Source organism: uncultured Microbacterium sp. (genome assembly GCF_964244775.1).
Taxonomy (GTDB): domain Bacteria; phylum Actinomycetota; class Actinomycetes; order Actinomycetales; family Microbacteriaceae; genus Microbacterium.
The window spans coordinates 1,024,714-1,050,304 of the sequence record NZ_CAXTJR010000001.1 but is presented as its reverse complement, the minus strand read 5'-3'; the positions used below and the strand labels follow the sequence as shown (position 1 = coordinate 1,050,304).

Annotated in this window: 20 protein-coding genes; 17 read left to right on the top strand and 3 right to left on the bottom strand. The window is 69.1% G+C overall.

What is annotated here, in order from left to right; genetic code table 11:
• Positions 1 to 63 precede the first annotated feature (63 nt).
• The 3 genes from ACFE6Z_RS05055 to def are packed head-to-tail and all read left to right on the top strand — an operon-like array spanning position 64 to position 5,618.
• The gene (locus tag ACFE6Z_RS05055; protein ID WP_375384572.1) at positions 64 to 3,471 is read left to right on the top strand and encodes a pyruvate carboxylase; all 3,408 of its coding nucleotides are present in this window, start codon (positions 64 to 66) and stop codon (positions 3,469 to 3,471) included.
• Positions 3,472 to 3,520: 49 nt separating this feature from the next.
• On the top strand, positions 3,521 to 5,119 hold the full coding sequence (locus ACFE6Z_RS05050) for an AAA family ATPase (protein WP_375384571.1): 1,599 nt from the start codon (positions 3,521 to 3,523) through the stop codon (positions 5,117 to 5,119).
• Between the two features lie 7 nt (positions 5,120 to 5,126).
• Entirely contained in the window at positions 5,127 to 5,618 is a 492-nt protein-coding gene (gene def / locus ACFE6Z_RS05045) for a peptide deformylase (protein ID WP_375384570.1), read from the top strand.
• A gap of 18 nt (positions 5,619 to 5,636) precedes the next feature.
• Here the strand turns inward: def and ACFE6Z_RS05040 are convergent, their stop codons facing one another.
• Positions 5,637 to 7,463, bottom strand: coding sequence for an AMP-dependent synthetase/ligase (locus ACFE6Z_RS05040; protein WP_375384569.1), 1,827 nt, complete (start codon positions 7,461 to 7,463; stop codon positions 5,637 to 5,639).
• A 147-nt stretch (positions 7,464 to 7,610) separates the two neighbouring features.
• Between ACFE6Z_RS05040 and ACFE6Z_RS05035 the strand changes: the two genes are divergently transcribed.
• Genes ACFE6Z_RS05035 through ACFE6Z_RS05025 form a run of 3 tightly spaced genes read left to right on the top strand, consistent with a single transcriptional unit; the run spans position 7,611 to position 10,693 of the window.
• Positions 7,611 to 8,600 carry an ROK family glucokinase gene (locus ACFE6Z_RS05035; protein WP_375384568.1) on the top strand — a complete coding sequence of 330 codons (990 nt, stop codon included), beginning with the start codon at positions 7,611 to 7,613 and terminating at the stop codon, positions 8,598 to 8,600.
• A gap of 2 nt (positions 8,601 to 8,602) precedes the next feature.
• Positions 8,603 to 9,301 carry a lysophospholipid acyltransferase family protein gene (locus ACFE6Z_RS05030; RefSeq protein ID WP_375384567.1) on the top strand — a complete coding sequence of 233 codons (699 nt, stop codon included), beginning with the start codon at positions 8,603 to 8,605 and terminating at the stop codon, positions 9,299 to 9,301.
• 54 nt (positions 9,302 to 9,355) lie between these two features.
• Positions 9,356 to 10,693, top strand: a complete 1,338-nt coding sequence (locus ACFE6Z_RS05025; RefSeq protein ID WP_375384566.1) for a class II 3-deoxy-7-phosphoheptulonate synthase — start codon at positions 9,356 to 9,358, stop codon at positions 10,691 to 10,693.
• Positions 10,694 to 11,032: 339 nt separating this feature from the next.
• Here the strand turns inward: ACFE6Z_RS05025 and pknB are convergent, their stop codons facing one another.
• Positions 11,033 to 13,003: a Stk1 family PASTA domain-containing Ser/Thr kinase gene (pknB, locus tag ACFE6Z_RS05020; protein ID WP_375384565.1), complete on the bottom strand. Its 1,971-nt coding sequence runs from the start codon at positions 13,001 to 13,003 to the stop codon at positions 11,033 to 11,035.
• Positions 13,004 to 13,142: 139 nt separating this feature from the next.
• Between pknB and ACFE6Z_RS05015 the strand changes: the two genes are divergently transcribed.
• Entirely contained in the window at positions 13,143 to 13,493 is a 351-nt protein-coding gene (locus ACFE6Z_RS05015; RefSeq protein WP_375384564.1) for an Rv2175c family DNA-binding protein, read from the top strand.
• Positions 13,494 to 13,540: 47 nt separating this feature from the next.
• Here ACFE6Z_RS05015 and ACFE6Z_RS05010 read toward each other — a convergent pair whose 3' ends face one another.
• Positions 13,541 to 14,644, bottom strand: a complete 1,104-nt coding sequence (locus ACFE6Z_RS05010) for a polyprenyl synthetase family protein (RefSeq protein WP_375384661.1) — start codon at positions 14,642 to 14,644, stop codon at positions 13,541 to 13,543.
• 85 nt (positions 14,645 to 14,729) lie between these two features.
• On the opposite strand from ACFE6Z_RS05010, the gene ACFE6Z_RS05005 reads away from it, so the two are divergent.
• From ACFE6Z_RS05005 to ACFE6Z_RS04960, 10 genes are all read left to right on the top strand, one after another.
• On the top strand, positions 14,730 to 15,095 hold the full coding sequence (locus tag ACFE6Z_RS05005) for a DUF3040 domain-containing protein (RefSeq protein WP_375384563.1): 366 nt from the start codon (positions 14,730 to 14,732) through the stop codon (positions 15,093 to 15,095).
• Positions 15,096 to 15,258: 163 nt separating this feature from the next.
• The gene (gene mraZ / locus ACFE6Z_RS05000) at positions 15,259 to 15,690 is read left to right on the top strand and encodes a division/cell wall cluster transcriptional repressor MraZ (protein WP_375384562.1); all 432 of its coding nucleotides are present in this window, start codon (positions 15,259 to 15,261) and stop codon (positions 15,688 to 15,690) included.
• Positions 15,691 to 15,791: 101 nt separating this feature from the next.
• On the top strand, positions 15,792 to 16,745 hold the full coding sequence (gene rsmH, locus ACFE6Z_RS04995) for a 16S rRNA (cytosine(1402)-N(4))-methyltransferase RsmH (protein WP_375384561.1): 954 nt from the start codon (positions 15,792 to 15,794) through the stop codon (positions 16,743 to 16,745).
• On the top strand, positions 16,742 to 17,344 hold the full coding sequence (locus ACFE6Z_RS04990; protein WP_375384560.1) for a hypothetical protein: 603 nt from the start codon (positions 16,742 to 16,744) through the stop codon (positions 17,342 to 17,344). Before rsmH ends, ACFE6Z_RS04990 begins: the two co-directional genes overlap by 4 nt.
• A gap of 4 nt (positions 17,345 to 17,348) precedes the next feature.
• A complete protein-coding gene (locus tag ACFE6Z_RS04985; protein ID WP_375384559.1) occupies positions 17,349 to 19,133 on the top strand; it encodes a peptidoglycan D,D-transpeptidase FtsI family protein in 1,785 nt (594 codons plus the stop codon).
• Positions 19,134 to 19,174: 41 nt separating this feature from the next.
• Complete coding sequence (gene murF / locus ACFE6Z_RS04980) at positions 19,175 to 20,587, top strand: UDP-N-acetylmuramoyl-tripeptide--D-alanyl-D-alanine ligase (RefSeq protein WP_375384558.1); 1,413 nt, start codon at positions 19,175 to 19,177, stop codon at positions 20,585 to 20,587.
• On the top strand, positions 20,584 to 21,684 hold the full coding sequence (mraY, locus tag ACFE6Z_RS04975; protein ID WP_375384557.1) for a phospho-N-acetylmuramoyl-pentapeptide-transferase: 1,101 nt from the start codon (positions 20,584 to 20,586) through the stop codon (positions 21,682 to 21,684). The genes murF and mraY overlap by 4 nt, the downstream gene beginning before the upstream one ends.
• Positions 21,681 to 23,231 (top strand): UDP-N-acetylmuramoyl-L-alanine--D-glutamate ligase, encoded by a 1,551-nt coding sequence (gene murD / locus ACFE6Z_RS04970; RefSeq protein ID WP_375384556.1) that lies wholly within the window; start codon positions 21,681 to 21,683, stop codon positions 23,229 to 23,231. The genes mraY and murD overlap by 4 nt, the downstream gene beginning before the upstream one ends.
• Positions 23,182 to 24,450: a putative lipid II flippase FtsW gene (gene ftsW, locus ACFE6Z_RS04965; RefSeq protein ID WP_375384555.1), complete on the top strand. Its 1,269-nt coding sequence runs from the start codon at positions 23,182 to 23,184 to the stop codon at positions 24,448 to 24,450. Before murD ends, ftsW begins: the two co-directional genes overlap by 50 nt.
• 34 nt (positions 24,451 to 24,484) lie before the next feature.
• On the top strand, positions 24,485 to 25,558 hold the full coding sequence (locus tag ACFE6Z_RS04960) for a glycosyltransferase (RefSeq protein ID WP_375384554.1): 1,074 nt from the start codon (positions 24,485 to 24,487) through the stop codon (positions 25,556 to 25,558).
• The last annotated feature ends 33 nt before the right edge of the window (positions 25,559 to 25,591 follow it).

Genomic DNA, 25,591 nt, shown 5'->3' with positions numbered 1-25,591 from the left:
CGTTACCTTCCCCTAGGCTGTGATCACACTTGCCCGAATGCACGGCTGCCTTGTGGGGTGTTGATGTTCCGGAAGATTCTTGTTGCCAACCGCGGCGAAATCGCGATTCGCGCGTTTCGCGCCGCGTTCGAATTGGGGGCCCGCACCGTCGCGGTGTACCCGTACGAAGACCGCGGCTCGCTCCATCGCCAGAAGGCCGATGAGTCGTATGTGATCGGCGAGCAGGGCCACCCCGTGCGCGCCTATCTCGACGTGGACGAGATCATCCGAGTCGCCCTCGAGTCGGGGGCGGATGCCATCTACCCCGGCTACGGGTTCCTCTCCGAGAATCCCGAACTCGCCGCGAAAGCCGCCGAGAACGGGATCACCTTCATCGGTCCGCCCGCGAAGGCTCTGGAGATGGCGGGCAACAAAGTCACCGCCAAGCACTACGCGACCGCTGCAGGCGTGCCCGTGCTGCGCTCGACGGAGGCCTCGGAAGACGTCGACGAACTCGTGGTGCAGGCTGCCGGAATCGGCTTCCCGATCTTCGTCAAGGCGGTCGCCGGCGGTGGCGGACGAGGCATGCGACGCGTCGAAGAGTCGGCCGCGCTGCCCCCTGCGATCGCCGAGGCGATGCGCGAGGCGGGTGCCGCATTCGGCGACGCGCGCGTGTTCCTGGAACAGGCGGTGTTGCGTCCCCGTCACATCGAGGTGCAGATCCTCGCCGATGCCTCGGGTCACACCGTGCACCTGTTCGAGCGCGACTGCTCGGTGCAGCGCCGCCACCAGAAGGTCATCGAGATCGCGCCCGCCCCGAACATCTCGGACGAGCTGCGCACGGCCCTGCACCGCGACGCCGTGGCCTTCGCCGAGTCGATCGGCTACGTCAACGCAGGCACGGTCGAGTTCCTCGTCGACACCGCAGGGGAGCGCGCCGGCGAGCACGTGTTCATCGAGATGAACCCGCGGATCCAGGTCGAGCACACCGTGACCGAAGAGGTCACCGATGTCGACCTCGTCCAGTCGCAGATGCGGATCGCCGCCGGGGAGTCGCTCGCCGACCTCGGATTGCAGCAGGAGAACATCGTGCTGCGCGGCGCCGCCCTGCAGTGCCGCATCACGACTGAGGATCCGTCGCACGGTTTCCGCCCCGACACAGGCCGCATCACCACGTACCGCTCGCCCGGCGGCGCAGGCATCCGCCTCGACGGCGGCACGACGGCGGCGGGCTCGCAGATCAGCCCGCACTTCGACTCGATGCTCGCGAAGCTCACCTGCCGCGCCCGCGACTTCCCGTCCGCCGTCGCGCGGGCCAAGCGCGCACTGGCGGAGTTCCGCATCCGGGGAGTTGCCACCAACATCCCGTTCCTGCGCGCGGTGCTGGACGATCCCGCCTTCGCCGTGGGCGACCTGAGCACGGCGTTCATCGAAGAGCGTCCCCAGCTCCTGACCGTCAACGCCTCGCGAGACCGCGCCACCAAGCTCCTGAACTGGCTCGGCGATGTGACGGTGAACCGCCCCTACGGCGACAAGCCGGTCTCGGTCTCGCCGGGGAGCAAGCTGCCGGCCATCGATCTGTCGGTCGCGCCGCCCGCCGGCACGCTCGACCGCCTGCGGGAGCTCGGCCCCACGGGATTCGCGAAGGCGCTGCGCGAGCAGATCCCGCTCGCCGTGACCGAGACGACCTACCGCGACGCGCACCAGTCGCTGCTGGCCACCCGCGTCAGGACCCGTGACCTCGTCCGGGTCGGTCCGCACGTGGCGCGGATGACGCCAGGTCTGCTCTCGGTCGAAGCATGGGGCGGTGCGACGTACGACGTCGCGCTGCGGTTCCTCGCCGAAGACCCGTGGGAGCGGCTGGCCGCTGTCCGCGAAGCGATCCCGAACATCCCGATCCAGATGCTGCTGCGAGGTCGGAACACCGTCGGCTACACGCCGCGGCCCGACGAGGTCGCCCACGCGTTCGTCCGCGAGGCGGCGCGGACCGGCGTCGACATCTTCCGGATCTTCGACGCCCTCAACGACGTCGACCAGATGCGTCCGGCGATCGATGCGGTGCTCGCGACCGGCACCGCCGTCGCGGAGGTCGCGGTCTGCTACACCGCCGACCTGCTCGATCCCGCAGAATCGCTCTACACGCTCGACTACTACCTCCGACTCGCGGAGCGGATCGTCGAGGCGGGCGCCCACATCCTCGCGATCAAGGACATGGCAGGACTTCTTCGCCCGGCGGCAGCAGCGAAGCTCGTCACGGCGCTGCGCGAGCGCTTCGATCTGCCCGTGCACCTGCACACGCACGACACCGCGGGCGGCCAGCTCGCGACGCTGCTGGCGGCGAGCGCCGCGGGAGTGGACGCCGTGGATGCTGCGGCCGCGCCCCTCTCCGGAACCACCAGTCAGCCCTCGCTGTCGGCCTTGGTCGCAGCGCTGGTGCACACCGAGCGCGACACGGGTCTCGACCTGGCCGCGGTCAGCGACCTGGAGCCCTACTGGGAGGGCGTGCGCAACCTCTACAGCCCGTTCGAGTCGGGCCTGCCCGGGCCGACCGGCCGGGTCTACCACCACGAGATCCCCGGCGGTCAGCTCTCGAACCTCCGCCAGCAGGCGATCGCGCTGGGCATGGCCGACGATTTCGAGCGCATCGAGGATATGTACGCGGCGGCCGACCGCATCCTCGGTCGTATTCCGAAGGTGACGCCGTCGTCGAAGGTCGTCGGCGATCTGGCGCTCGCGCTGGTCGCGGCCAACGCCGACCCGGCCGACTTCGCGGAGAACCCGCAGAACTACGACATCCCTGACTCCGTCGTCGGTTTCATGGCGGGGGAGCTGGGCGACCTCCCTGGCGGATGGCCCGAGCCGTTCCGTACCAAGGTGCTCGCCGGACGCCAGATCTCGATCGAGGTTCCGGCGCTGACGACCGAGGAGCGCGACGGGCTCGCAGGCGACGCGTCGGCCCGTCGGCGCACGTTGAACCGCCTCCTCTTCCCCGGCCCGGCGAAGGACTTCGAGGCCAATCGTGAAGCTTACGGCGATCTGTCCGCGCTGGGTACGCCCGACTACCTGTACGGGTTGACACCGGGCGAGGAGCACATCGCCGAGATCGACCCCGGCGTGCAGCTCTACGTCGGGCTCGAGGCGATCGGCGAGGCGGACGCCAAGGGCATCCGCACCGTCATGACGACGCTGAACGGACAGCTCCGGCCGGTGTACGTGCGCGATAGGAGCATCAAGGTCGACGCTCGCCAGTCGGAGAAGGCCGATACCTCCAAGCCCGGTCAGATCGCGGCGCCGTTCTCCGGCGTCGTGACCGCCAAGGTGAGTGTCGGCGACACCGTCACCGCGGGTCAGCCGGTCGCCTCGATCGAGGCGATGAAGATGGAAGCCGCGATCACATCGCCCGTCGAGGGCACCGTGGAGCGGCTGGCGATCGCGGCCACGCAGCAGGTGGATGCCGGGGACCTTTTGGTCGTCGTCCGCCCCGCGCATTAGCCTGGAGGGCAGGCCACGCGCGCCTACCCGTCCTTTGGAGTGATTTGCTGTGACGCCCGACCGATTGGACCCGACCCCGGAGGGGGAGGCCGAGAACGGGATGCTCGCCGACACCGGCAGCCTCGACACCAGCGCCTTCAGCATCCTCGGAGCCGCGACGGAGCAGGTGAGCGTGTCGATCCCTGCCGACGACGACGACGATCTCGACGACGAGGGAGTGGTCGACGACGAGGTCGCACTCGGAGCTTTCGAGGCCATTCAGAGCGAGTACGCCACCCCTGACGAAGGCGTGCGCGACGCATCCGATTTCCCGCCGTCCGCCGAGACCGGCGAGATCGTGACGGGTGAGATCGAAGCGGGCGAGATCGACACGGCGCCCTCGAACGGCGACGCGACCTCCTTCGAAGAGGTTCCGGAGATCATCGGCGAGTACGAGCCCGACGATGATGAATCCGGGAGGCGCTTCGAGGTCTCGGAGGAACAGTCGCCCGCCCCGGAGCCGAGCGCACTGCCCGCCGCACCGCTCATCACGCCGCCGCCGGCCGCGCCGACTCCGACCGGTTCCACACCGACTACGCGGCGCGAGGCGATGCATCCCGAGCTGACCGTGCGGACCGATCGCGTCCATGCCGTCGAGCGCGTGCACACGAACCCCGACGTCGCGCTCGCCTCCAAGCGTCTCGGAGAATTCGAGGCGGGGCGGGAGTCATCCGATCTGCTCACCCCCGATCGGCTGCTCGACCCGCACCAGGTCGTGCGCCCCGAGCCGGAAGGCACCTGGCAGCACCTCGTCTACTCGCTGTCCAGGCGCCGCATCAACCTGGGCGACGGCAAGCGGGCACGCGATCGCAAAGAGCTCGATCGGCGGATCTCGGTCGCGCTGCCGGGCGGAGCCCGGTTCGTCCCCGTTCTGTCGCGCAAGGGCGGTGTCGGCAAGACGACCATCACCACGCTGCTCGGCATGGCCCTGGCCGACGCCCGCGATGACCGGATCATCGCGATCGACGCCAACCCCGACCGGGGCACGCTCGCCGAGCGAATCGCGCGATCGAGCGGAAAGACCATCCGCGACCTGGTCCGCGTCCGCGCGGACGTCACGGGCTACAGCGACATCTCGTCGATCGTGGCTCGCGACGAGACACGACTGGACGTGCTGGCTTCGGATGCTGATCCCCGCGTCTCCGAGGCGCTCAGCGATCGTGACTACCACGACGTCGCCGCGGTGGCCGCGCACTACTACTCGATCGTGCTCACCGACACGGGGACGGGCATCGTCCACTCCGTGATGGGTGCGACCCTCGACGTCGCCGATCAGCTCGTGATCGTCTCGGGACTTAGTGTCGATGAGGCACGGCTCGCCTCCGAGACCCTCACCTGGCTCGAGACGAACGGCTACGCCGAGCAGGCTCGGAACGCCGTCGTCGTCCTGAACAATGCGCGCCCAGGGGCACCACTCGTGCGCCAGGACGAACTCGAATCGCACTTCGGCACCCGTGTCCGCACCGTCGTACGCATACCGTACGACCCCCTGATCGGAGCCGGGAGCGCCATCACGTTCCGCGAGCTGCAGCCCGCGACGAGGCTTGCCGCCCGTGAGCTCGCCGCGGCGGTCGTGCAGGGCCTGCGTCTCCTCGCACCGGCGGCCTAGGCATCCGATGACCGTTCGAGCCATCCGCATCTTCGGCGACCCCGTTCTGCGCGCCGTCAGCGCCCCCATCCAGGAGATCGACGACGGCGTCCGAGCCCTTGTGCAAGATCTGATCGACACGGTCGAGCTGCCCGGCCGCGCGGGCGTGGCGGCACCGCAGATCGGTGTGGGGCTGCGGGCGTTCAGCTACAACATCGACGGCGACGTCGGCTATATCCTCAATCCCGAACTCGTCGAGGTCTCGGGCCAGCCGGTCGAGGTGGGTGAGGGTTGCCTGTCGGTGCCAGGACTCTGGCACGACGCGGTGCGCTACCCGCACGCGAAGGTGATCGGCATCGATCTGGACGGCGAGCAGATCGTGCTGGAAGGCGACGGCCTCCTCGCTCAGGCGCTCCAGCACGAGACCGATCACCTCGACGGCAGGCTCTACCTCGATCGCCTGCCCCCCGAGACCCGGCGCACCGCCATGCGCCAGGTCCGTGAGAGCGCGTGGTTCTAAGCCGGTTCTCTGCCAGTTCTAGGCGAGCGACACGTTCGTCGTGTTGACGGGCACCGTGTAGAGGGCCTCGACGTCGTCGGCGAAGTCCGACATGATCACGTTCCGCTTGATGCTCATCTTCGGCGTGAGGTGGCCACTGGCCTCCGTCCACTCGGTGGGGAGGATCGTGAACCTGCGGATCGACTCCGCGCGCGAGACCGACTTGTTGGCGATGTCGATCGCGCGCTGCACCTCGGCGCGGACGGCGGGGTTCTCCGCGGCTGCAGTGAGCGACATATCGGCGGACAGCCCGTTGTTGGCGAGCCAGGTGGGCAGCATGTCTGAGTCGAGCGTGATGAGCGCGGAGATGTACGGCTTCTGATCGCCGACGACGACGACCTGGCCGACGATCGGGTTCGCGCGGATCGGGTCTTCGAGCGCCGCCGGAGCGACGTTCTTGCCGCCGGCGGTGACGATGATCTCCTTCTTGCGACCGGTGATCGACAGGAAGCCCTCGTCATCGAACGAGCCGAGATCGCCGGTCTTGAACCAGTCGCCGTCGAAGGCTGCCGCGGTCGCCTCGGGATTGCGCCAGTACTCCTTGAACACATCGACGCCCCGGACCTGGATCTCACCGTCGTCGGCCAGGCGCACGCCGACACCCGGCAGTACGGGTCCTACCGAGCCGATCTTCGACTTCGTGGCGAGGTTGACGGTGGCCGGCGCGGTGGTCTCGGTGAGGCCGTAGCCCTCGAGGATCACGACGCCGAGGCTGTGGAAGAAGTGGCCGAGGCGCTGCCCGAGGGGCGCCGAGCCCGATACGGCGTACTGCACGCGGCCGCCCATCGCCTCACGCAGCTTGCTGTAGACGAGCCGGTCGAACAGGGCGAACTTGACCTTCATGCCGAACGGGATCTTCTGGCCGTCCTGCAGACGCATGGAGTGATCGATCGCCGTCTGCGCGGCGGACCGGAAGATCTTGCCCCTGCCACCGGCCTCTGCCTTCTGCTCAGCAGAGTTGTAGACCTTCTCGAAGACGCGGGGAACGGCCAGCAGGAACGTGGGCTTGAACGAGCCGAGGGCGGGAAGCAGGAACTTCGTGTCGGGCTGGTGGCCGGTCTTGACCCCGGCGTGGATGTCGAGGATCGAGATGAACCGTGCGAACACGTGCGCGGTGGTGATGAAGAGCAGGGTCGAGGCCCCCGGCGCAGTGAGCACCTCGCTGAGCGCGAGCGAGGAGTTGCGCACGAGCTCGACGAAGTTGCTGTGGGTCAGCACGCAGCCCTTGGGGCGCCCCGTCGAGCCCGAGGTGTAGATCAGGGTCGCGATGTCGGCGCCGTTGGAGATGTTGCGGCGGCGCTCGATCTCCTCGTCCGTGATCCCCGCGCCCTGCGCGGTGAGCTTGGCGAGGTCGCCGAGATGCATCGACCACACGGAACGGATCAGCGGCAGGTCGGCGCGCACCTCGTCGAGGCGCGCCGAGTGATCGACCGACTCCGCGATGACGGCGGTGGCTCCGGAGTCGGAGAGGATCCACTGGATCTGCGAGGGGGAGCTCGTCTCGTACACCGGCACCATGACCGCGCCGGCGAAGAAAAGCGCGAAGTCGACGAGTGTCCACTCGTATGTCGTACGGGCGATGAACCCCACTTTGTCGCCGGGCTCGACGCCCGCTGCCGCAAAGCCCTTCGCAAGGGCCACGACCTGGCGGTGGAACTGCGTAGCGGAGATGTCGCGCCATCCGTTCCCCTCGGGTACGGCGAACAGAGCAAGATCCGGGGTGGCCTTCACTCGATCGACCAGCAGGTCCGTCACGTTGGCCTGAGGGTCTGCGGGCACGATGGCGGGCACTTCGAATTGGATCACGGCAACTCCTTCGGTACCGATGGCGTACATCTTCGGGCGACATCGAGTCTAACCTTTGCCGCCTCGGAGCCCCCAGCCGTGTGGATGCCGCGGCCCCCGCTAGACTGCAGAACGCCGCGCGCCGCGTCGGCCGGAAGGGGATCGCGGGTGCTCAAAGTCGGAATCGACATCGGCGGGACGAAGATCGCCGGAGGCGTCGTCGACAGCGACGGGAGCATCGTCGAGAAGCTGCGCGTCGACACCCCCGCAGACATCCGCGCGCTGGCCGATGCCGTCGTCGACATGGCTCGACACCTTTCCGCGGGCCATGACGTCGGCGCCGTGGGCGTCGCTGCGGCCGGCTTCGTCGACAAGGACCGCGCCACCCTCATCCATGCGCCCAACATCGCCTGGCGCAACGAGCCGCTGCGGGCCATCCTCGAGGCGCGCATCGATGCGCCGGTCACGATCGAGAACGACGCGAACGCGGCCGGATGGGCGGAATTCCGCTTCGGCGCAGGGCGTGGCGTCGACGACATGGTGATGCTCACGATGGGCACCGGTGTCGGCGGCGCGATCGTCTCCTCCCACGAGCTGTTCCGCGGCGGTCACGGCATCGCCGCCGAGCTGGGCCACCTGCGCTTCATCCGCGATGGGCGCCCGTGCGGCTGCGGGCAGAACGGATGCCTCGAGCAGTATGCGTCCGGTAGGGCACTGCAGCGCGAGGCGAACGACATCGCCGACTCCGGAGGGATCGGAGCGGCGCTTGCCGACCTCCGCGCGGAGAAGGGGGTGCTCCACGGTCCGGCGATCTCGCGACTGATCATCGCCGGCGATCCCGGGGCGCTCGAGGCGCTCCGCCGCGTGGCGACCGCGCTGGGCGAGGCGTGCGGCGGCTTCCAGGCCGTGCTCGACCCCCAGCTCTTCGTGATCGGCGGGGGAGTGGCGCAGCTGGGCGAGGTCCTCCTCGAGCCCGTCCGCATCGCGTACGAGACCTCGCTCCCCGGCTACGGAGATCGGCCGATCGCCGAGTTCGCGATCGCGCAGCTCGGCAACGACGCCGGGTTGATCGGTGCGGCAGATCTCGCGGTCGCCGCCGACGCGGTCGCCGACGCCGACGCCGACGACGCCGTCGCCGTCGCGATGCGGGCGAGATAGCGATGTTCTACTGGCTGATGAAGTACATCGTGATCGGTCCGCTGGTCAAGGCCATCTGGCGGCCGTGGGTCGTCGGCCGCCGCAACGTCCCCGTCGAGGGCGCCGCGATCCTGGCCAGCAACCACCTCTCGGTGATGGACTCGATCTTCCTGCCGCTCATGATCGATCGGCCGATCTCGTTCCTCGCCAAGAGCGACTACTTCACGGGCCGGGGCCTCAAAGGCTGGGCGACCAAGATGTTCATGAAGGCGACGGGACAGATCCCGATCGACCGTTCGGGCGGCAAAGCGTCCGAGGCATCCCTGAACACGGGCCTGCAGGTGCTGGGCCGCGGCGATCTGCTGGGCATCTATCCCGAAGGCACCCGCAGCCCCGACGGCAAGCTCTACCGCGGCCGTACGGGCCTTGCCCGCATGGCGCTGGAGGCACATGTGCCGGTCGTCCCCGTCGTGATGGTCGACACCGACACGATGCTGCCGATCGGTCGCACCATCCCGCGCATCGTGCGTGTGGGCATCGTGATCGGCGAGCCGCTGGACTTCTCCCGCTTCGCCGGCATGGAGGGCGATCGCTTCATCCTCCGCTCGATCACCGATGAGATCATCGTCGCGCTGCAGCGCCTCGGCGAGCAGGAGTACGACGACGTCTACGCGTCCAGCGTGAAGGACCGCGTGGCGAGCGTGAAGACGCCATCGGTCTGAGAAGGACGGGTGAGGGTGGGGCCGGGCGGCTACCGCCGCCAATAGACTGGACGGATGCCTCAGCAGCCCGACTCTCTCGACCACTGGCGGAATCTGCCGATCAAACAGCAGCCATCCTGGCCCGATCCGGACGCGGTGGCCGCCGTCTCGGCCGAGATCGCGACCCTTCCGCCGCTCGTGTTCGCCGGCGAAGTCGACAACCTCCGCGAACACCTCGCGCGCGCAGCATCCGGCCGTGCATTCCTGCTCCAGGGCGGAGACTGCGCCGAGACCTTCGCCGGCGCGACCGCCGAGCAGATCCGCAACCGCATCAAGACGGTGCTGCAGATGGCGGTCGTGCTCACGTACGGCGCATCCATGCCGGTGGTGAAGATGGGCCGGATGGCGGGGCAGTTCGCGAAGCCCCGCTCGAGCGACACCGAGACCCGCGGCGGCGTGACGCTGCCCGCCTACCGGGGCGACATCGTCAATGGGTTCGACTTCACCGAGGCCTCACGCGTGGCCGACCCCGCGCGGCTGCTGAAGGGGTACCACACCGCGGCATCCACGATCAATCTGATCCGCGCGTTCACCCAGGGTGGCTTCGCCGACCTGCGCGAGGTGCACTCGTGGAACCGCGGATTCGCAGAGAACCCCGCGAACCAGCAGTACGAGCGCCTCGCGCACGAGATCGACCGGGCGATCAAGTTCATGGAGGCCGCGGGCGCCGACTTCGACGAGCTGCGCCGCGTCGAGTTCTACACCGGCCACGAGGGCCTGCTGATGGACTACGAGCGACCGATGACCCGTATCGACTCGCGCACCGGCACGCCGTACAACACGTCGGCGCACTTCGTGTGGATCGGCGAGCGCACACGCGACCTCGACGGTGCGCACATCGACTACTTCTCGAAGATCCGCAACCCCATCGGGGTCAAGCTCGGCCCTTCGACGACTCCCGACGACGCCCTCGCGCTCATCGACAAGCTTGACCCGGAGCGCGAACCCGGGCGTCTGACGTTCATCACCCGCATGGGCGCGGGCAAGATCCGCGACGCGCTTCCCCCGCTGCTGGAGGCGGTGCGCGACTCGGGCGCCACCCCGCTGTGGGTCACCGACCCGATGCACGGGAACGGCATGACGACCCCGACGGGGTACAAGACGCGCCGCTTCGACGACGTCGTCCACGAGGTGCGCGGGTTCTTCGACGCGCATCGCGCGGTGGGCACCTTCCCGGGCGGCATTCACATCGAGCTCACCGGCGACGACGTGACCGAGTGCCTCGGCGGCTCGGAGATGATCGATGAGGCCACCCTCGCGACGCGCTACGAGTCGCTCTGCGACCCGCGCCTGAACCACATGCAAAGCCTGGAACTCGCGTTCCTCGTCGCCGAGGAGCTCGAGAAGGTCTAGCCCGCCGGGCATCGGATGCCGCGGCATCCGATGCTCTCGCGGCTCGCGACGTCTCCTGTGCGCGAGCCGTCGCGGATGTCGGACGAGCCGCTCGGTGAGCGACATCTGCGACGGCTCAGTGACGCCTATGGACAGCCGGATTCGCGGCTGCTGCTCGAGCATCAGGGTTCGGACCGAACCCGGGCCCGGGTTCGGTCGCACTCGCCCAGCGCGTGCGGCGCGCGCTCGATGGAAGATCGTTCGACGCCCGAGCACGGCATCCCGCTCTGTGGGTGCCGCGAGCCGCCTCGAATGTCCGATGGATGTCGCGGGGGCGCGACATCTCCGACGGCTCGCCGGTCAGGGTCCAGCCGTGAGGTTGATGGTCGTACTAGGTGCGACCAGCTCACCCGACTTGGGTGTCATGCTCCGCACGTAGTAGAGATCCCAGGCCTTGAAGCCGAGTAGGAGCGTGGTGTCGTCGATATTCGCATTGACCTTGAACCCCGCTGCCTCCAACTTCTCGACAGCGGTGCGGACCGTTTGATTGATGATTCCGTCTGGAACTCGCACGGGCTCGGGGCCCTTCGAGACGATGAGCGTCACGGTCTCGCCGGGCCGCCAGTTGCCGCCCCCGTCGCGATCGGCGATGCGGATGACCTCGCCCTCGGCGATGTCGTCGCTGAACTCCGTCGGCTTATCTGCGGCGACCTGCAGATTCACCCCGTTCAGGATGCCGGTGGCAGCGTCGGCGCTCTGTCCGGTGACATCCGGCACCGCCCCGAGCGAGACCGTGAGAACCGCGGTGTCGCCCTCGTGCAGCGCGCAGCCCTGGGTGCAGTCGATGACGGCACCGTCGGAGCGCTGGGTGACCGAGGCGGAGATCACCGAATTGGCGGGATCTTCCGTGAAGATCGACACGTTGTCGCCCACCGTGACCATGGCGGCGTCGAGGATCTGCCTGGCTTCGCCGGCATCCTTGCCCGCGAGAGCCGCGATATCGTGCGGTGCGGCGCCGGCCGAGACGAAGATCGCCACGGTGGAGTCCTTGTCCAGACGGGTCCCCTCCACGGGATCCGTCCCCAGCACGGTGCCCGCGGGCACGTCGATGCTGTACTGATCAGTGGCCGTCGACTGCAGGTTCTGCGCGGCGATAACCTGCTGCGCCTGATCGAGGCTCATGCCCGTGACGGTGGGCACCGCGACCATCGATCCCGGACCCGAGCCGAACCACCAGCCGATGCCGCCTGCGAGCGCGGCGAGGAGGATGACGACCGTGAAGATCCATGCGCCCTTCGCCGAGCGGCGCCGGGCGCTGCGCCGCAGCCGCGTCGCGTTGTCGGTGGCGTCGACCGCGGTGGTGGGCGTGGTCATCGTCGAGGGCAGCACGCTCGTGACGCCCATGCTGTCGAAGGCGCCGGAGTCGATCCCGTCGTCGAGCGCCGGGCCTGCGGCGGCGACCGCCCGGGAGACCTGCGGATAGATGCCGAGCTCGCGCTCGATGTCGCGGAGCCGGTTCAGCATCTCGGTCGCGTCCGACGGGCGGTCGTCGGGCGAGCGTTCGGTCGCCCACAGGACGAGCTCGTCCAGCGGCTCGGGCACCCCCGGATTCTTCACGCTCGGCCGCGGGACCGAGTCGGTGGCGTGCTGGAATGCGATCTGCATCGGCTGCTCGCCCTGGTACGGCTGTTCGCCGACGAGCATTTCGTACAGCAGGATGCCGAGGGCGTAGATGTCGCTGCGCGCGTCGGCGGTGCCGCGGGTCACGAGCTCCGGCGCGAGGTAGGCGATCGTGCCGAGCAGCATCTGCCCGGTCGCCGTGTTCGCCGTAGTCGCGCGGGCGAGCCCGAAGTCGCCTATCTTGATGCGTCCGTCTTCGGCGAGGAGCACGTTCTCGGGTTTGACGTCACGGTGGATGATGCCGCCCCGGTGCGCGGCGGCGAGGCCCGAGAGCACAGCATCCATGATCGTGACGGTCTGCGGGATCGTCAGGCGCCGCTGCTCGCGCATGAGCTCGCGCAGGGTGATGCCCGGGAGGTACTCCATCACGAGGTAGGCGGTCTCGCCGTCCTGGCCCTGATCGAAGACGTTCACCACGTGGGGGTCGGCGAGTCGGGCAGCCGAGCGCGCCTCCTGAATGAACCGGCTCTGGAACACCGAGTCGTCACTGAGGTGGCCGTGCATGACCTTCAGGGCCACCCGTCGCTCCAGGCGAAGGTCGGTGGCGACGTAGACCGTCGCCATGCCGCCACGGGCGATGCGGGCGCGCACGCGGTACCTGCCGTCGACAAGCCGCCCGATGAGGGGATCGGCTTGCTGACTCGTGCTCACTCCTTGATTCTACGGACGGCGGGGCGCGCGCCCGGGGAGCGGCTCACCCTCCGCACGACGCTTCCAGGCGCGCACTCAGGGCGCGGTCGGTGACGCCCGGCAATCGCGCAGGCCCGGGCGGAGATGAGATAGTTGCATCGTGACCGGAGAGACGACGCCTCGCACCGAGACCGAATGGCTCACGCTGCCCGAGATCGCGGAGATGCTCGACATCACGCGCGGGCGTGTGCGCAGGATGCTGGACGAGCAGCAGCTCGTCGGAGCGATGCGCGAGGGCACGTTCCGCATCCCCGCCGTGTTCTTCGTCGACGACGCGCCCCTGTCGTCGCTGCGCGGCACGATCTTCGTGCTCCACGATGCCGGGTTCAGCGACGAAGAGGCGATCGACTGGCTGCTCGAGCCGGAGGAGTCGATCGGGATGTCGCCGATCGACGCGCTGCGCGCCGGCCGCAAGAGCGAGGTCAGACGCGTCGCACAGTCGATCGGCTGAGCGGATCAGGCCACCGGAGTCAGGCCAGCGGGATCAGGCCAGCGGGGTCAGGCCGCCCTGGCCGTCGCCTCACGGGCGAGGTCGCGCAGGTCGCCGACCGCGGCGTTGCCCAGGCGTGCACCGTTGAGCGCACGCTCGGCCTGCCGCGAGTAGTCGCTGATGAGCGCCTCGACCCGTTCGAGCGCACCCGACTCCTGGATCGTGCGCTGCAGCGCGGCGATCTGCACCTCGTCGAGCTCGGGGTCGCCGATGAGCTCATCGACCACGCGCCGCGCCGAGGGCGCGAGCCGCTCGCGGGCGAACGCGACCAGGACGGTGCGCTTGCCCTCGCGCAGATCGTCGCCCGACGGCTTTCCGGTCACGGCTTCGTCGCCGAACACGCCGAGCACGTCGTCGCGCAGCTGGAACGCCATGCCCAGCGGATGCCCGAACGCCGCCAGGGCGTCGAGCTGCGCCGCATCGGCTCCGGCCAGAGCCGCACCGATCAGCAACGGCTGCTGCACGCTGTACCTGGCGGATTTGAGCGATGCGACGCGCAGCGCGCGGTCGGCGTGGCGCTCATCGGGCTCGGATCGGAAGGCGGCCTCCTCGGCGACGTCGAGGAATTGCCCGACCGTGACCTCGCGGCGCATCCGGCCGTACTCGGTGCGAGCCACGGTGGCGGCGGATACCGCAGCGGATGCCGCATCCATCCCCTCCTCGAAGAGGTCGTCGCTCCACGCCACCAGCAGATCCCCGAGGAGGATCGCGCCCGAGCGGCCGAACGCGGCGGCGTCGCCGACCCATCCGGCGTCGTGATGGAGCCGTTCGAGGGCGCGATGCGCGGCGGGCCGACCGCGTCGCGTATCGGAGTTGTCGATGATGTCGTCGTGCACGAGAGCCGCGGCGTGGAAGACCTCCAGCGCGGCGGCGGCGGAGATGACAGCGGATGCCGGTGCCGCGTCGCTGCGGACGCCTGGCGCCTCTTCGACCGCGCGCCAGCCCGTCAGGCAGAACCTCGCCCGCAGGCGCTTCCCGCCGCGCAGGGCGCCCGCCGCAGCCTCGATCAGGGACGCCGCTTCGGGGCCCCAATCGGCCGCCTCGGACCGTCTCATCGAGAAGAACTTGTCCAGACGCTGAGAAACAGCCTCGATCGCATCCGGTGGGGGCATCACGGGCCTAGCCTAGTGATCGACGGCACGCGTACAATCGAGCCGTCTGCGACATCCAGTGCCAGACACGTAAGAGGGGGGATGCATGCCACTGTCCGAACAGGAGCAGCGTCTGCTGGACGAGATGGAACGCCATCTCATGCGCAACGACGCCGACGTCGTCAGCGCGCCCCGCGATGGCCGCACGCTCAGCTACCGCAACATCGTCTACGGCGCCATCCTGGTGCTCGCCGGGTTGGGTGGGCTCGTCGTCGGCGTCTCGACCGGCATCATCATCGTCGGCGTTCTCGGTTTCCTCGTGATGCTGGGCGGTGTGATCCTCGCGGTGACGCCCACGCGTGGCATCGGCCACGTCGAGGCGGAGCCGGGTCGCCCCTCCAAGCAGAAATCGTCCGCGTCCTTCATGGACCGGATGAACGATCGATGGGATCGGCGCCGGGAAGAGCCCTGACGCCAGAGATCCGGCCGCGCTGACGGCGCGGCGACCAAAAAGCACCGACCTTCGGGTCGGTGCTTTTTTTCGTGCGGCCGTGCGGAATGGGATGGTGAAGTGGAGGGAAGTGGAGTAAAGTGGTGGATATCCCGGGGGGCCGGTCGGAGGGGGTGGTGTTCGGATGCTGCTGGGCACGCACACTCCCAAGCTCGACGACAAGGGCCGCGTCATCCTTCCGGCGAAATTCCGCGACGACCTCGGTGCCGGAATCGTGGTCACCCGCGGTCAGGAGCGCTGCTTGTACGTGTTCAGCGCGGAGGAGTTCGAGCGCACCCACGAGCGCATCCGCGAGGCTCCGCTCACCAACAAGCAGGCCCGCGACTTCCTGCGCATGTTCCTGTCGGGAGCCAGCGCCGAAAAGCCCGACAGCCAGAACCGCATCACCATCCCGCCCGCACTGCGGACCTACGCCGGCCTCGAGCGCGATCTCGTCGTCACCGGCGTCGGCGCACACGCCGAGATCTGGAACGCCGACGCGTGGAACGCCTACGCGGAGGGCAACGAAGACAGCTATTCCGAGATGGAGCAGGAGGTGATTCCGGGCCTGTTCTGATTCCTCGGCCGTGACTCCCAGCCGCTCACGCCCTGACACACTTCCCCGGTGCCAGGTCGAGCGGATGGGGATCAGGGCGGAGGACCCGGGTCTCCGACATCATGAGCCTCAACGACATCCACACCCCCGTGCTCCTCGAGCGCTGCGTCGAACTGCTCGCCCCCGCGCTGGTGGACGACGGCGCTGTGCTCGTGGACGCGACCCTCGGCATGGGCGGACACTCCGAGGCACTGCTGGAGCGCTTCCCCCGCATCCGTCTGATCGGACTCGACCGCGATCAGGACGCGCTCCGCATCGCCGGTGAGCGCCTGGCCCGATTCGGTGAGCGGGTCACGCTCGTGCACACCGTGTACGACGGCATCGCCGACGCTCTGCACGGCGCAGGAGCCGCATCCGCCGACGGCATCCTGTTCGACCTCGGCGTCTCGTCCCTCCAGCTCGACGTCGCCGACCGCGGTTTCGCCTACGCGCAGGACGCGCCGCTGGACATGCGAATGGATCAGAGTGCCGGCACGACGGCCGCAGACATCCTCGCCACGTACAGCGAGGGGCAGCTCCGCCGGATCTTCGAGCGGTACGGCGAGGAGAAGCTCGCGGGCCGTTACGCCCACGCGATCATCTCCGCGCGCGCCGAGGCGCCGATCGACCGGTCGGGCCGTCTCGTCGAGATCCTGCAGGCCGCCACGCCCGCGGCGCTCAAGCAGGCCGGGCATCCCGCCAAGCGCGTCTTCCAGTCGCTGCGCATCGAGGTCAACGGCGAGCTCGGCGCACTCGAGCGGGCGATTCCCGCCGCGCTCGACCTGCTCCCGGTCGGAGGCCGCATCGTCGTGATGTCTTACCAATCGCTCGAAGACCGCCTCGTCAAGCGAGTGCTGGCGGATGCGACAGCATCCACGGCTCCCGTGGGCCTGCCGGTCGAGCTTCCCGAGCACGCGCCCCGCTTCCGGCTCCTCGTGAAGGGCGCCGAGCAGGCCTCGGACGACGAGATGGCGCGCAATCCCCGCGCCACCCCCGTGCGGTTGCGTGCCGCCGAGCGTCTGCGAGCAGCCGCGTGAGCGCCGTCACCGCCGTCGGAGCGGCCCAGCCCACCCCGCTCCTCACCGAGTTCGAGGTGCCCCAGCGCCGGTTCCAGGTCGTCGAGTCCACTCGCGCACGGCGGCGCCCCCGCCTGGCGTACGGCATCGTCGCACTCGCCGGAGCGCTCGCGATCGTGGGCGCACAGATGGCGCTGTCGATCATCACCACGCAAGGCTCGTACGAGCTGTCGAGCCTGAGCGAGCAGCAGCGCGCGCTCACCTGGCAGAAGCAGATCCTGAGCGACGACGTGGTCGGGCTGAGCTCGCCCCAGTACCTCGCCGCGAACGCGTCGGCCCTGGGGATGGTCATCGACGAGTCGCCGAATTATCTCCGGCTGAGCGACGGGGCGATCCTCGGCTCGGGTCAGGCGGCAGTGGGGGCCTCATCGGTCGACGCGATCGGGCGTGCGACGGTGCCGAACGCCCTCATCACCGACACGCCGCTCGTGACCGATCCCGCCGCGACGATCCAGGGCATGCCGCCTGCACCCGTCGTGACGCCGGGTCCGGGCGCAGCGCCGGTATCGAACACGCCACCCGCGCTCACCGACGGTCTGCCGACTCCGAGTACACACTGACAGCATGACGACACGAGCCACCCGCAGCCCTCGCCGCAGGACCGTCATCGCCCTCGCCGTCGTGCTGGCGGTGCTCGCCGGCTTCATCGTGCGCCTGGTCGACATCCAGGTCGTCAACGCCGACGAGAACATGGCGCAGGCGCAGTCGTACAGTCTCGGCGCTTCGCGAGCCCTCTACGGCACCCGGGGCTCGATCGTCGATGAGACCGGGCAGACCCTCGCCGGCAGCGTCCTGCAGTACGACGCGCAGCTCAGTCCGTCCAACGCCGCGAACTACGAACGCACCGACGACGACGGCAACCAGGTCGCCGTGCCGCTCAGCGACATCGCCGCTCAGATCGGTGCGGTGACCGGTCAGACTCCCGCGGACATCGAGAAGATCGTGACGGATGCTCTAGCCACCGATCCGAACTCGCAGTTCGCGTATGTGAAGAAGGGCATCTCGACCGCCGAATATCGCGCCCTCGCGGATCTGGGGCTGCCCTTCATCTACTTCGATCAGCATCCCGCGCGCACCTACGCGGACGGCGCCGTCGCCGGCAACCTGGTCGGCTTCATGGGGAGCGACGCCCAGCCGCTGGCGGGCCTGGAAATGACGCAGAACTCGTGCCTGGCCTCGACCGACGGCAGCGCGTCGTACGAGAAGGGCAAAGACGGCGTCATGATCCCGGGCACCGAGCGGCAGACGCCCGCGGTCGACGGAGGGACCCTGCAGCTGACGATCAACCGCGACCTGCAGTGGTACCTGCAGCAGCTGATCGGCCAGCAGACGCAGGACATGGGCGCCCTTCGCGGCACCATCACCGTCGTCGAGGTGGCCACGGGCAAGATCCGCGCCGCTGCCGAATATCCGAGCGTCGATCCCAACAACGTCGATGCGGCCGAGCCGCAGAACCGCTACAGCCACATCTTCAGCGACACGTTCGAGCCGGGTTCCACGTTCAAGGGACTCACTGCGTCGACGGTGCTGGATGCCGGTGGTCAGACCGTGAACTCGACGGTGACCGTGTCGGGGGCGGAGGAGTTCGCGAACGGCGCCCGCGTGTACGACTCGTTCCCGCATCCCGCCTACGACTACACGCTCGCCGGTGTGCTGATCGACTCGTCCAACGCCGGGATCTCGCGATTCAGCGAGACCGTGAGCACCCAGACGCGCTACGACTACCTTCAGCGATTCGGGATCGGATCCGGCAGTGCCGTCGGCTTCGAGGGCGAGTCGAAGGGCCTCGTCGTCCCGCCCGATCAGTGGGACAACCAGCAGACCTACAACACGGCCTTCGGCCAGGGTCTCACCACGACCGTCCCCGAGCTCGTCGGCGCCTACGACGCGATCGCGAACGGCGGCACGCGGATGCCGCTCTCGCTCGTGCAATCGTGCACCGAGGCCGACGGCACGGTGGTGACCCCCACCCTGCCCGCCCCGGAGCAGGTCATGAGCCCCGACACCTCCGCGCAGATGCGCACGCTCTTGGAGAACGTCGCGCTTCAGGCCTCGTACGCAGACCAGGTCGCGGTGCCCGGGTACCGCATCGCGACCAAGACCGGAACCGGTGAGAAGAGCGACGGCAACGGCCACTACAAGGTCGGCGTGTACTTCACCACCATGATCGGGTTCGCGCCTGCGGACGACCCCAAGTACATCGTCGCGGTCACCCTCGATGAGCCGACCACGGTAACCTCGTCTTCGGCCAATGCGCCCGCGTTCCAGAAGGCGATGACCCAGGTCCTCAAGACGTATCGCGTCATGCCTTCGACCGCGCAGCCCACGCTGCTCCCCAAATTCGGGTGAGCATCCGCGCCGACTGACCCGCCACACGGCCGGAGACTCCGATGATCGCCCTCACTCTCGCTCAGCTCGCCGACGTCGTCGGCGGCGAACTCCGCCTCGACGGCGCCGACACGCCCGACACGCTCGTCTCGGGCGCGGTCGACACCGATTCGCGGCTGATCGGCAGCGGCGACATCTTCGTCGCGAAACCGGGCGCGCAGAGCGACGGGCACCTCTTCGTCGAGGCCGCCGCGGCAGCAGGGGCAGCCGTCGCGCTCGTGCAGCGGCCGGTCGAGGCATCCGTCTCTCAGATCGTGGTCGCCGACGTGATCGCGGCCCTCGCCGACCTCGCCCGCGAGGTCGTCGCCCGCGTGCGCGAGGGGGGCCGGCTGCGCATCGTCGGCATCACCGGGTCGAACGGCAAGACCACCACCAAGAACCTCCTCGCGCGCATCCTCGAAGCCGAGGGTGAGACGGTCGCACCTCGGGCGTCGTTCAACAACGAGGTTGGTGCTCCGCTCACGATGCTGCGGGTGACGAGCGATACGCGCTACCTGGTCAGCGAGTTCGGCGCGAGCGGCCCCGGCGAGATCGCACGGCTCGCCGGTCTCGTCGAGCCCGACATCGCCGTCGTGCTCATGGTGGGGATGGCCCATGCCGGCGGGTTCGGCGGCATCGAGGCGACCTTCGAGGCGAAGTCCGAGCTCGTGCGCGTCACGCGGCGCGGCGCGATCGCGGTCCTCAACGCCGACGACCCGCGTGTGGCGGCGATGGCGCCGATCGCCGCATCGCGCGGGCAGTCGGTGCGCTGGTTCGGCCGGGGCGCCGGCGCCGACGTGCGTGCCGACGACGTCGAGGTGACAGCATCCGGAACCGTCAGCACGATCACCGTCGACGGTGAGAGCCTGACGCTCCGACTTCGCGTGCTGGGCGCCCACCACGTCATGAACGCCCTCGCCGCGATCGCCGCGGCGACGGCACTGGGTGTGTCGCTCGCGGCCTGCATCGAGCGGCTCGAGACGGTCGAGCTCGCCGAGCGCTGGCGGATGCAGCCCCTCGGCTCCGATCGCGTCCGCATCATCAACGACGCCTACAACGCGAGCCCGGATTCGATGGCTGCGGCGCTGCGCACGCTCGCCGAGATCACCGGTGAGGGCGAGCGCACGGTGGCCGTGCTGGGCGCGATGAGCGAGCTCGGCGAATACGCCGGCGAGGAGCACGACCGCGTGGGGCTCCTCGCCGTACGCCTCGGCATCCAGCGCATCGTCGTGGTCGGAGCCGACGCACGCCGCATGTACCTCGAGGCCGTCAGCCAAGGTTCTTGGGACAGCGAAGCGGTCTTCTTCGCGACAGCCGACGAGGCCTACGACTATCTGATCGGCGAGCTGCGCGACGGCGACCGGGTGCTCGTCAAGTCGTCCAACGCCGCCGGGCTCCGGTTCCTCGGCGATCGTCTGGGAGGATCGTTCTCGTGAGATCCCTCTTGACGGCAGCCGCGATCTCGCTGGCGTTCACCCTGTTCCTGACGCCGGTGTTCATCCGGCTGTTCCGGAAGTGGGGCTGGGGCCAGGTCATCCGCACGCCCGAAGACATCCGCAACCCGTCGCACGGCGCCAAGCGCGGCACCCCGACGATGGGCGGGACGATCTTCATCGTCGGCACGATCGTCGGCTACCTGGTCGGGGCGTATACGGGCAACAACCCGCCCACGGTGTCGGGGTGGCTGGTCATCTGGATGATGGTGGGGCTCGGGACGGTCGGGTTCATCGACGACTACATGAAGGTGCACCGCCAGCGCAGCCTGGGGCTCAGCGGCTGGCCGAAGGTCGTGGGGCAGATCATCGTCCTCGTCCCGTTCGCGATCATCGCGCTGAACTTCCCCAACCGCGTCGGTCAGACGCCGGCGGCAGCCTACGTCTCGGTGTTCCGCGATCTGCCCGTGCTCTCGTTCATGGCGCTCGGCCCCATCCTCGGGTGGCTGCTGTACCTGGCGTGGATCTCGCTCATCGGAGTCGCCGCCTCCAACAGCGCCAACGTCGCCGACGGACTCGATGGCCTGGCCGCCGGTGCCGGCACCTTCATGGTCGGCGCGTACAGCCTCATCGCGTTCTGGCAGTTCAAGCAGGCCTGCACCGAGATGCCCCAGTACCTCTCCGCCTGCTACGACACGCGAGATCCGCTCGACCTCGCGATCGTCGGTGCGTCGTTCGCGGGCGCTCTCATCGGCTTCCTCTGGTGGAACGCGCCGAAGGCCGACATCTTCATGGGCGATGTCGGATCGATGGGCATCGGCGGCGTCGTCGCGGCGCTCGCGATCCTGACCCGCACCGAGATCCTGCTGGTGGTCATCGCGGGCGTGTACGCCCTCGCCTCGGGGTCGGTCATCGCCCAGCGCGTCTACTTCAGGCTCACCAGGGGAAGACGACTGTTCCTCATGAGTCCGTTCCACCATCATCTCGAGATGCGCGGCTGGCCGGAGATCACGATCGTGGTGCGGATGTGGATCATCTCCGGGATGCTGGCGATCTCGGGAGTCGGTTTGTTCTACGTCGAGTGGCTCTCGCTCACATGAGCGCGTCGCGCCTGGACGCGCTGACGAGCTGGCACGCCGACTGGTCGGGGCTCCGGGTGGCCGTGCTCGGGATGTCGGTGACGGGGTTCTCGGTCGCCGATACCCTCGCCGAACTCGGCGCCGAGGTCCTCGTCGTCTCCGAGACGGCCGACGACGACTACCGGCGGATCCTTCCCGTGCTCGGGGTCGCGCTCTGGACAGGCGCGCTCGATGAGGTGCCGGCGGCGCTGACCGACTTCGCGCCCGAGGTCGTCATCGCCTCGCCGGGCTTCTCGCCCCGGCATCCCGTGATCGAATGGGCGCGGGACGCGCGCATCGCCCTGTGGGGCGATGTCGAACTGGCCTGGCGGGTGCGCGACAAGGTGCTGCGGCCGGACGGGACGCCGGCGGAGTGGATGCTGGTCACCGGCACGAACGGCAAGACCACCACCACCCGGCTCGCGGCGACCATGATGATGGCGGGCGGCCTGCGCGCCGTGCCGTGCGGCAACATCGGCGTGCCGGTGCTGGACGCGGTGCGTGACCCCGAGGGCTTCGACGTGCTCGTCGTGGAGCTCTCCAGCCATCAGCTCTGGTACCTCTCGCTGCAGAGCGGACCCGACCAGCTCTCGCCGCACGCGGCGGTCTGCCTCAACCTGGCCGACGACCACCTCGAATGGCACGGGTCGTTCGAGGCGTACCGCGCGGCGAAAGCATTCGTGTATGCCCGCACCCGCGTCGCGTGCGTGTACAGCAAAGCGGATGCGGCGACCCGGCGGATGGTCGAAGAGGCTGAGGTCGTCGACGGAGCCCGTGCCATCGGCTTCGACCTGGGCATCCCGGGGCCGAGCGACCTGGGGGTGGTCGACGGCATCCTCGTCGACCGAGCGTTCCTGGACGATCGGCAGACGAGCGCCCTCGAGATCACGACGGTCGAGGCCCTCGCCGAGGTGGGGCTGGCCGCCCCGCACATCGTCTCGAACATCCTCGCCGCCGCGGCCCTGGCCAGATCCCTCGACGTGGCTCCGGCCGCGATCCGCGACGCGCTCGGCGATTTCCACCTCGACCCGCACCGCATCGAGGTCGTCGCCGTGGCCGGAGGGGTGACGTGGGTCGACGACTCCAAGGCCACCAACCCGCACGCCGCGGCGTCGTCGCTCGCGGCGTATCCGGGCGCGGTATGGGTGGTCGGCGGCCTTCTGAAGGGCGTCGACATCGGCGAGCTGGTCGCCACGAGGGGCAGGGGCGTGACGGCGGCGATCGTCATCGGCCGCGAGCGTGCTCCGATCGTCGCGGCGTTCCAGCGACACGCGCCCGAAGTGCCGCTGTTCGAGGTCGCGCACCCGGAGACTGAAGAGGTCATGGCGCGGGTGGTCGAACTGGCCGCCGGGGTTGCCCGTGACGGGGACGTCGTTCTACTGGCCCCCGCCGCGGCATCCTTCGACCAGTTCACGTCCTATGCCGACCGCGGCCGCCGCTTCGCCGCCGCGGTGCGCGATCGGATCGAGAGGGGGGACCATGGCGACCACGACCACGGCGCCCCCGACGCGTCCGCGGGAACTGGCTGACCCACCGCGCAAGCGCGGTCTGGCCGCGCGCGTCTCGCTCGGCCGCGTGTTCGCACCCGTCCCCAGCGAGTTCCTGCTGATCGCCTCGACGGCGTTGCTGCTGACCGGCTTCGGGCTGGTCATGGTTCTCTCCGCGACCTCGGCGACCGCAACTGCCGCAGGGCAGCCGCCCTACGAGGCCGTCATCAAGCAGGGCGTGTTCGCCGTCATCGGCATCCCGCTGATGTTCGTGGCCAGTCGCCTGCCGCTCACCTTCTGGAAGCGGATCGCGTGGCCGGCACTGATCGGCGCGACGCTGTTCCAGATGCTGGTGTTCGTACCGGGGCTGGGCGTCGAAGCCAACGGAAACCGCAACTGGATCGAGATCGCGGGTTTCCAGGCGCAGCCCGCCGAGTTCCTCAAGCTCACGCTCGCGCTGTGGATCGGCTACGTGCTGTACCGCAAGCAGACCCTGCTCGGTCTGTGGCGGCACGTGTTCATCCCGCTGGTGCCCGTCACAGCGCTCGTGATCGCGACGGTGATGGCGGGGCACGACCTCGGCACCGCGATGATCCTCGCCCTCATCGCGCTCGGCGCGCTGTTCTTCTCCGGAGTGAAGCTGCGGATCTTCATCCTCCCGCTCATCGCGGCGGGTGTCGCGGTGTACTACTTCGCCGTCACCAGCCCCGACCGCATGCGCCGCATCCTCAGCTTCCTCAACTCGAACTGCCTCGCGGACTACTACAACGACTGCTACCAGCCCCTGCACGGGATCTGGGGTCTCGCCGGCGGTGGCCTGTTCGGGCTCGGGCTCGGAAACTCCAAGGAGAAATACGACTGGCTGCCCGCCGCCGCCAACGACTACATCTTCGCGATCGTCGGCGAAGAGCTGGGACTCATCGGCTGCGCCGTGGTGCTCGCCCTGTTCGCGCTGTTCGCAGTCGGAGCGTTCCACGTGATCCGCAAGACGAACGACCCCTTCGTCCGCATCGTGTCGGGCGGCATCACCGTCTGGGTCGTCGGGCAGGCGCTCCTGAACGTCGGTGTCGTGCTCCGTGTGTTCCCGGTCCTCGGTGTGCCGCTGCCGTTCATGTCGCAGGGCGGCACGTCACTGCTGTCCGTGCTGGTGGCCTCGGGAGTGCTGCTGTCGTTCGCGAGATCTCTGCCCGCGCGTTCCCTCCCCACGCGTTCAGCCGTGCCACGGGAGCGAACGCGCGCGCCCCGCGTCCCGGCATCCTGAGCGCCTCTGGACGGAGGGTCGGTAAAGTCTCAGGGTGACGACGTATCTGCTCGCCGGGGGCGGCACCGCCGGTCACGTGAATCCTCTGCTGGCCGTTGCCGACGGACTGCGCGAACGGGATGCCGCAGCCGACGTCCTCGTCGTGGGCACCCGCGAAGGGCTAGAGGCGCGCCTCGTGCCGCTGCGGGGATACGAGCTGCTGTTCGTCGACAAGGTGCCCTTCCCCCGCCGGCCGAACGCGGCCGCGGTGCGATTCCCCACCCAGTTCCAGCGCGCCGTGGCGCAGGTCCGCGCGCACATCCGCGCGCACGCCGTCGATGTCGTGGTCGGCTTCGGCGGCTACGCCTCTGCGCCCGCCTACGTCGCCGCGCGCCGTGAGGGGGTGCCGATCGTCGTGCACGAAGCCAATGCCAAGCCGGGCCTGGCCAACATCCTCGGTGCGCGCAGAGCGTCGCGCGTGGGCGTTGCGTTCGGCGGCACCCCGCTTGCCGGCGCACGCGTCGTGGGCATGCCGCTTCGCCGGGAGATCGTGGAACTCGATCGCGCCGGTCTGCGCCGCGAAGCCGCCGACCACTTCGGCCTCGACGCCGACGTGCCGACGCTGCTCGTCTTCGGGGGCTCGCTCGGTGCGCAGCGGCTCAACGAGGCCCTTGCCGAGTCGTGGCAGGACATCCTGGATGCCGGCTGGCAGCTGATCCACGTCACGGGCGAGCGGTCCGAGCTCGCCGACCCCGGTGCACCTGGTTACGCGCTGAGGCGCTATGTAGACCGGATGGATCTGGCATTCGCGCTGGCCGATCTCATCGTCTCCCGCGCAGGCGCGGCGACGGTGAGCGAGATCAGCGCGCTGGCGATTCCCGCGGTCTACGTCCCCTACGCCGTCGGCAACGGCGAGCAGGCGCTCAATGCCGCGTCCGCCGTACGCGCGGGCGCGGCCGTCCTCATCGCCGATGGCGACTTCACGCCCGACCGGGTGCGCGCCGAGATCGTCGCGCTCCTGGCCGACGAGCCCCGCCGCACGGCGATGACGCAGGCCGCGGCATCCGTCGGCACGCGTTCGGGCACCGCGAACGTCATCGGATTGATCGACGAGGCGCTGGGCGCCTGAGCTGCTCGTCGATGCCGGGGTCGCTCCGAGCCC

What these genes read in the sequence shown, in the direction of transcription:
- ACFE6Z_RS05055 (WP_375384572.1), top strand. Translation starts at nt 64, where the DNA reads ATGTTCCGGAAGATTCTTGTTGCCAACCGCGGCGAAATCGCGATTCGC.
- def (WP_375384570.1), top strand. Translation starts at nt 5,127, where the DNA reads ATGACCGTTCGAGCCATCCGCATCTTCGGCGACCCCGTTCTGCGCGCC.
- ACFE6Z_RS05030 (WP_375384567.1), top strand. Translation starts at nt 8,603, where the DNA reads ATGTTCTACTGGCTGATGAAGTACATCGTGATCGGTCCGCTGGTCAAG.
- ACFE6Z_RS05025 (WP_375384566.1), top strand. Translation starts at nt 9,356, where the DNA reads ATGCCTCAGCAGCCCGACTCTCTCGACCACTGGCGGAATCTGCCGATC.
- ACFE6Z_RS05010 (WP_375384661.1), bottom strand. Translation starts at nt 14,644, where the DNA reads ATGCCCCCACCGGATGCGATCGAGGCTGTTTCTCAGCGTCTGGACAAG.
- ACFE6Z_RS05005 (WP_375384563.1), top strand. Translation starts at nt 14,730, where the DNA reads ATGCCACTGTCCGAACAGGAGCAGCGTCTGCTGGACGAGATGGAACGC.
- mraZ (WP_375384562.1), top strand. Translation starts at nt 15,259, where the DNA reads ATGCTGCTGGGCACGCACACTCCCAAGCTCGACGACAAGGGCCGCGTC.
- rsmH (WP_375384561.1), top strand. Translation starts at nt 15,792, where the DNA reads ATGAGCCTCAACGACATCCACACCCCCGTGCTCCTCGAGCGCTGCGTC.
- ACFE6Z_RS04985 (WP_375384559.1), top strand. Translation starts at nt 17,349, where the DNA reads ATGACGACACGAGCCACCCGCAGCCCTCGCCGCAGGACCGTCATCGCC.
- murF (WP_375384558.1), top strand. Translation starts at nt 19,175, where the DNA reads ATGATCGCCCTCACTCTCGCTCAGCTCGCCGACGTCGTCGGCGGCGAA.
- murD (WP_375384556.1), top strand. Translation starts at nt 21,681, where the DNA reads ATGAGCGCGTCGCGCCTGGACGCGCTGACGAGCTGGCACGCCGACTGG.
- ftsW (WP_375384555.1), top strand. Translation starts at nt 23,182, where the DNA reads ATGGCGACCACGACCACGGCGCCCCCGACGCGTCCGCGGGAACTGGCT.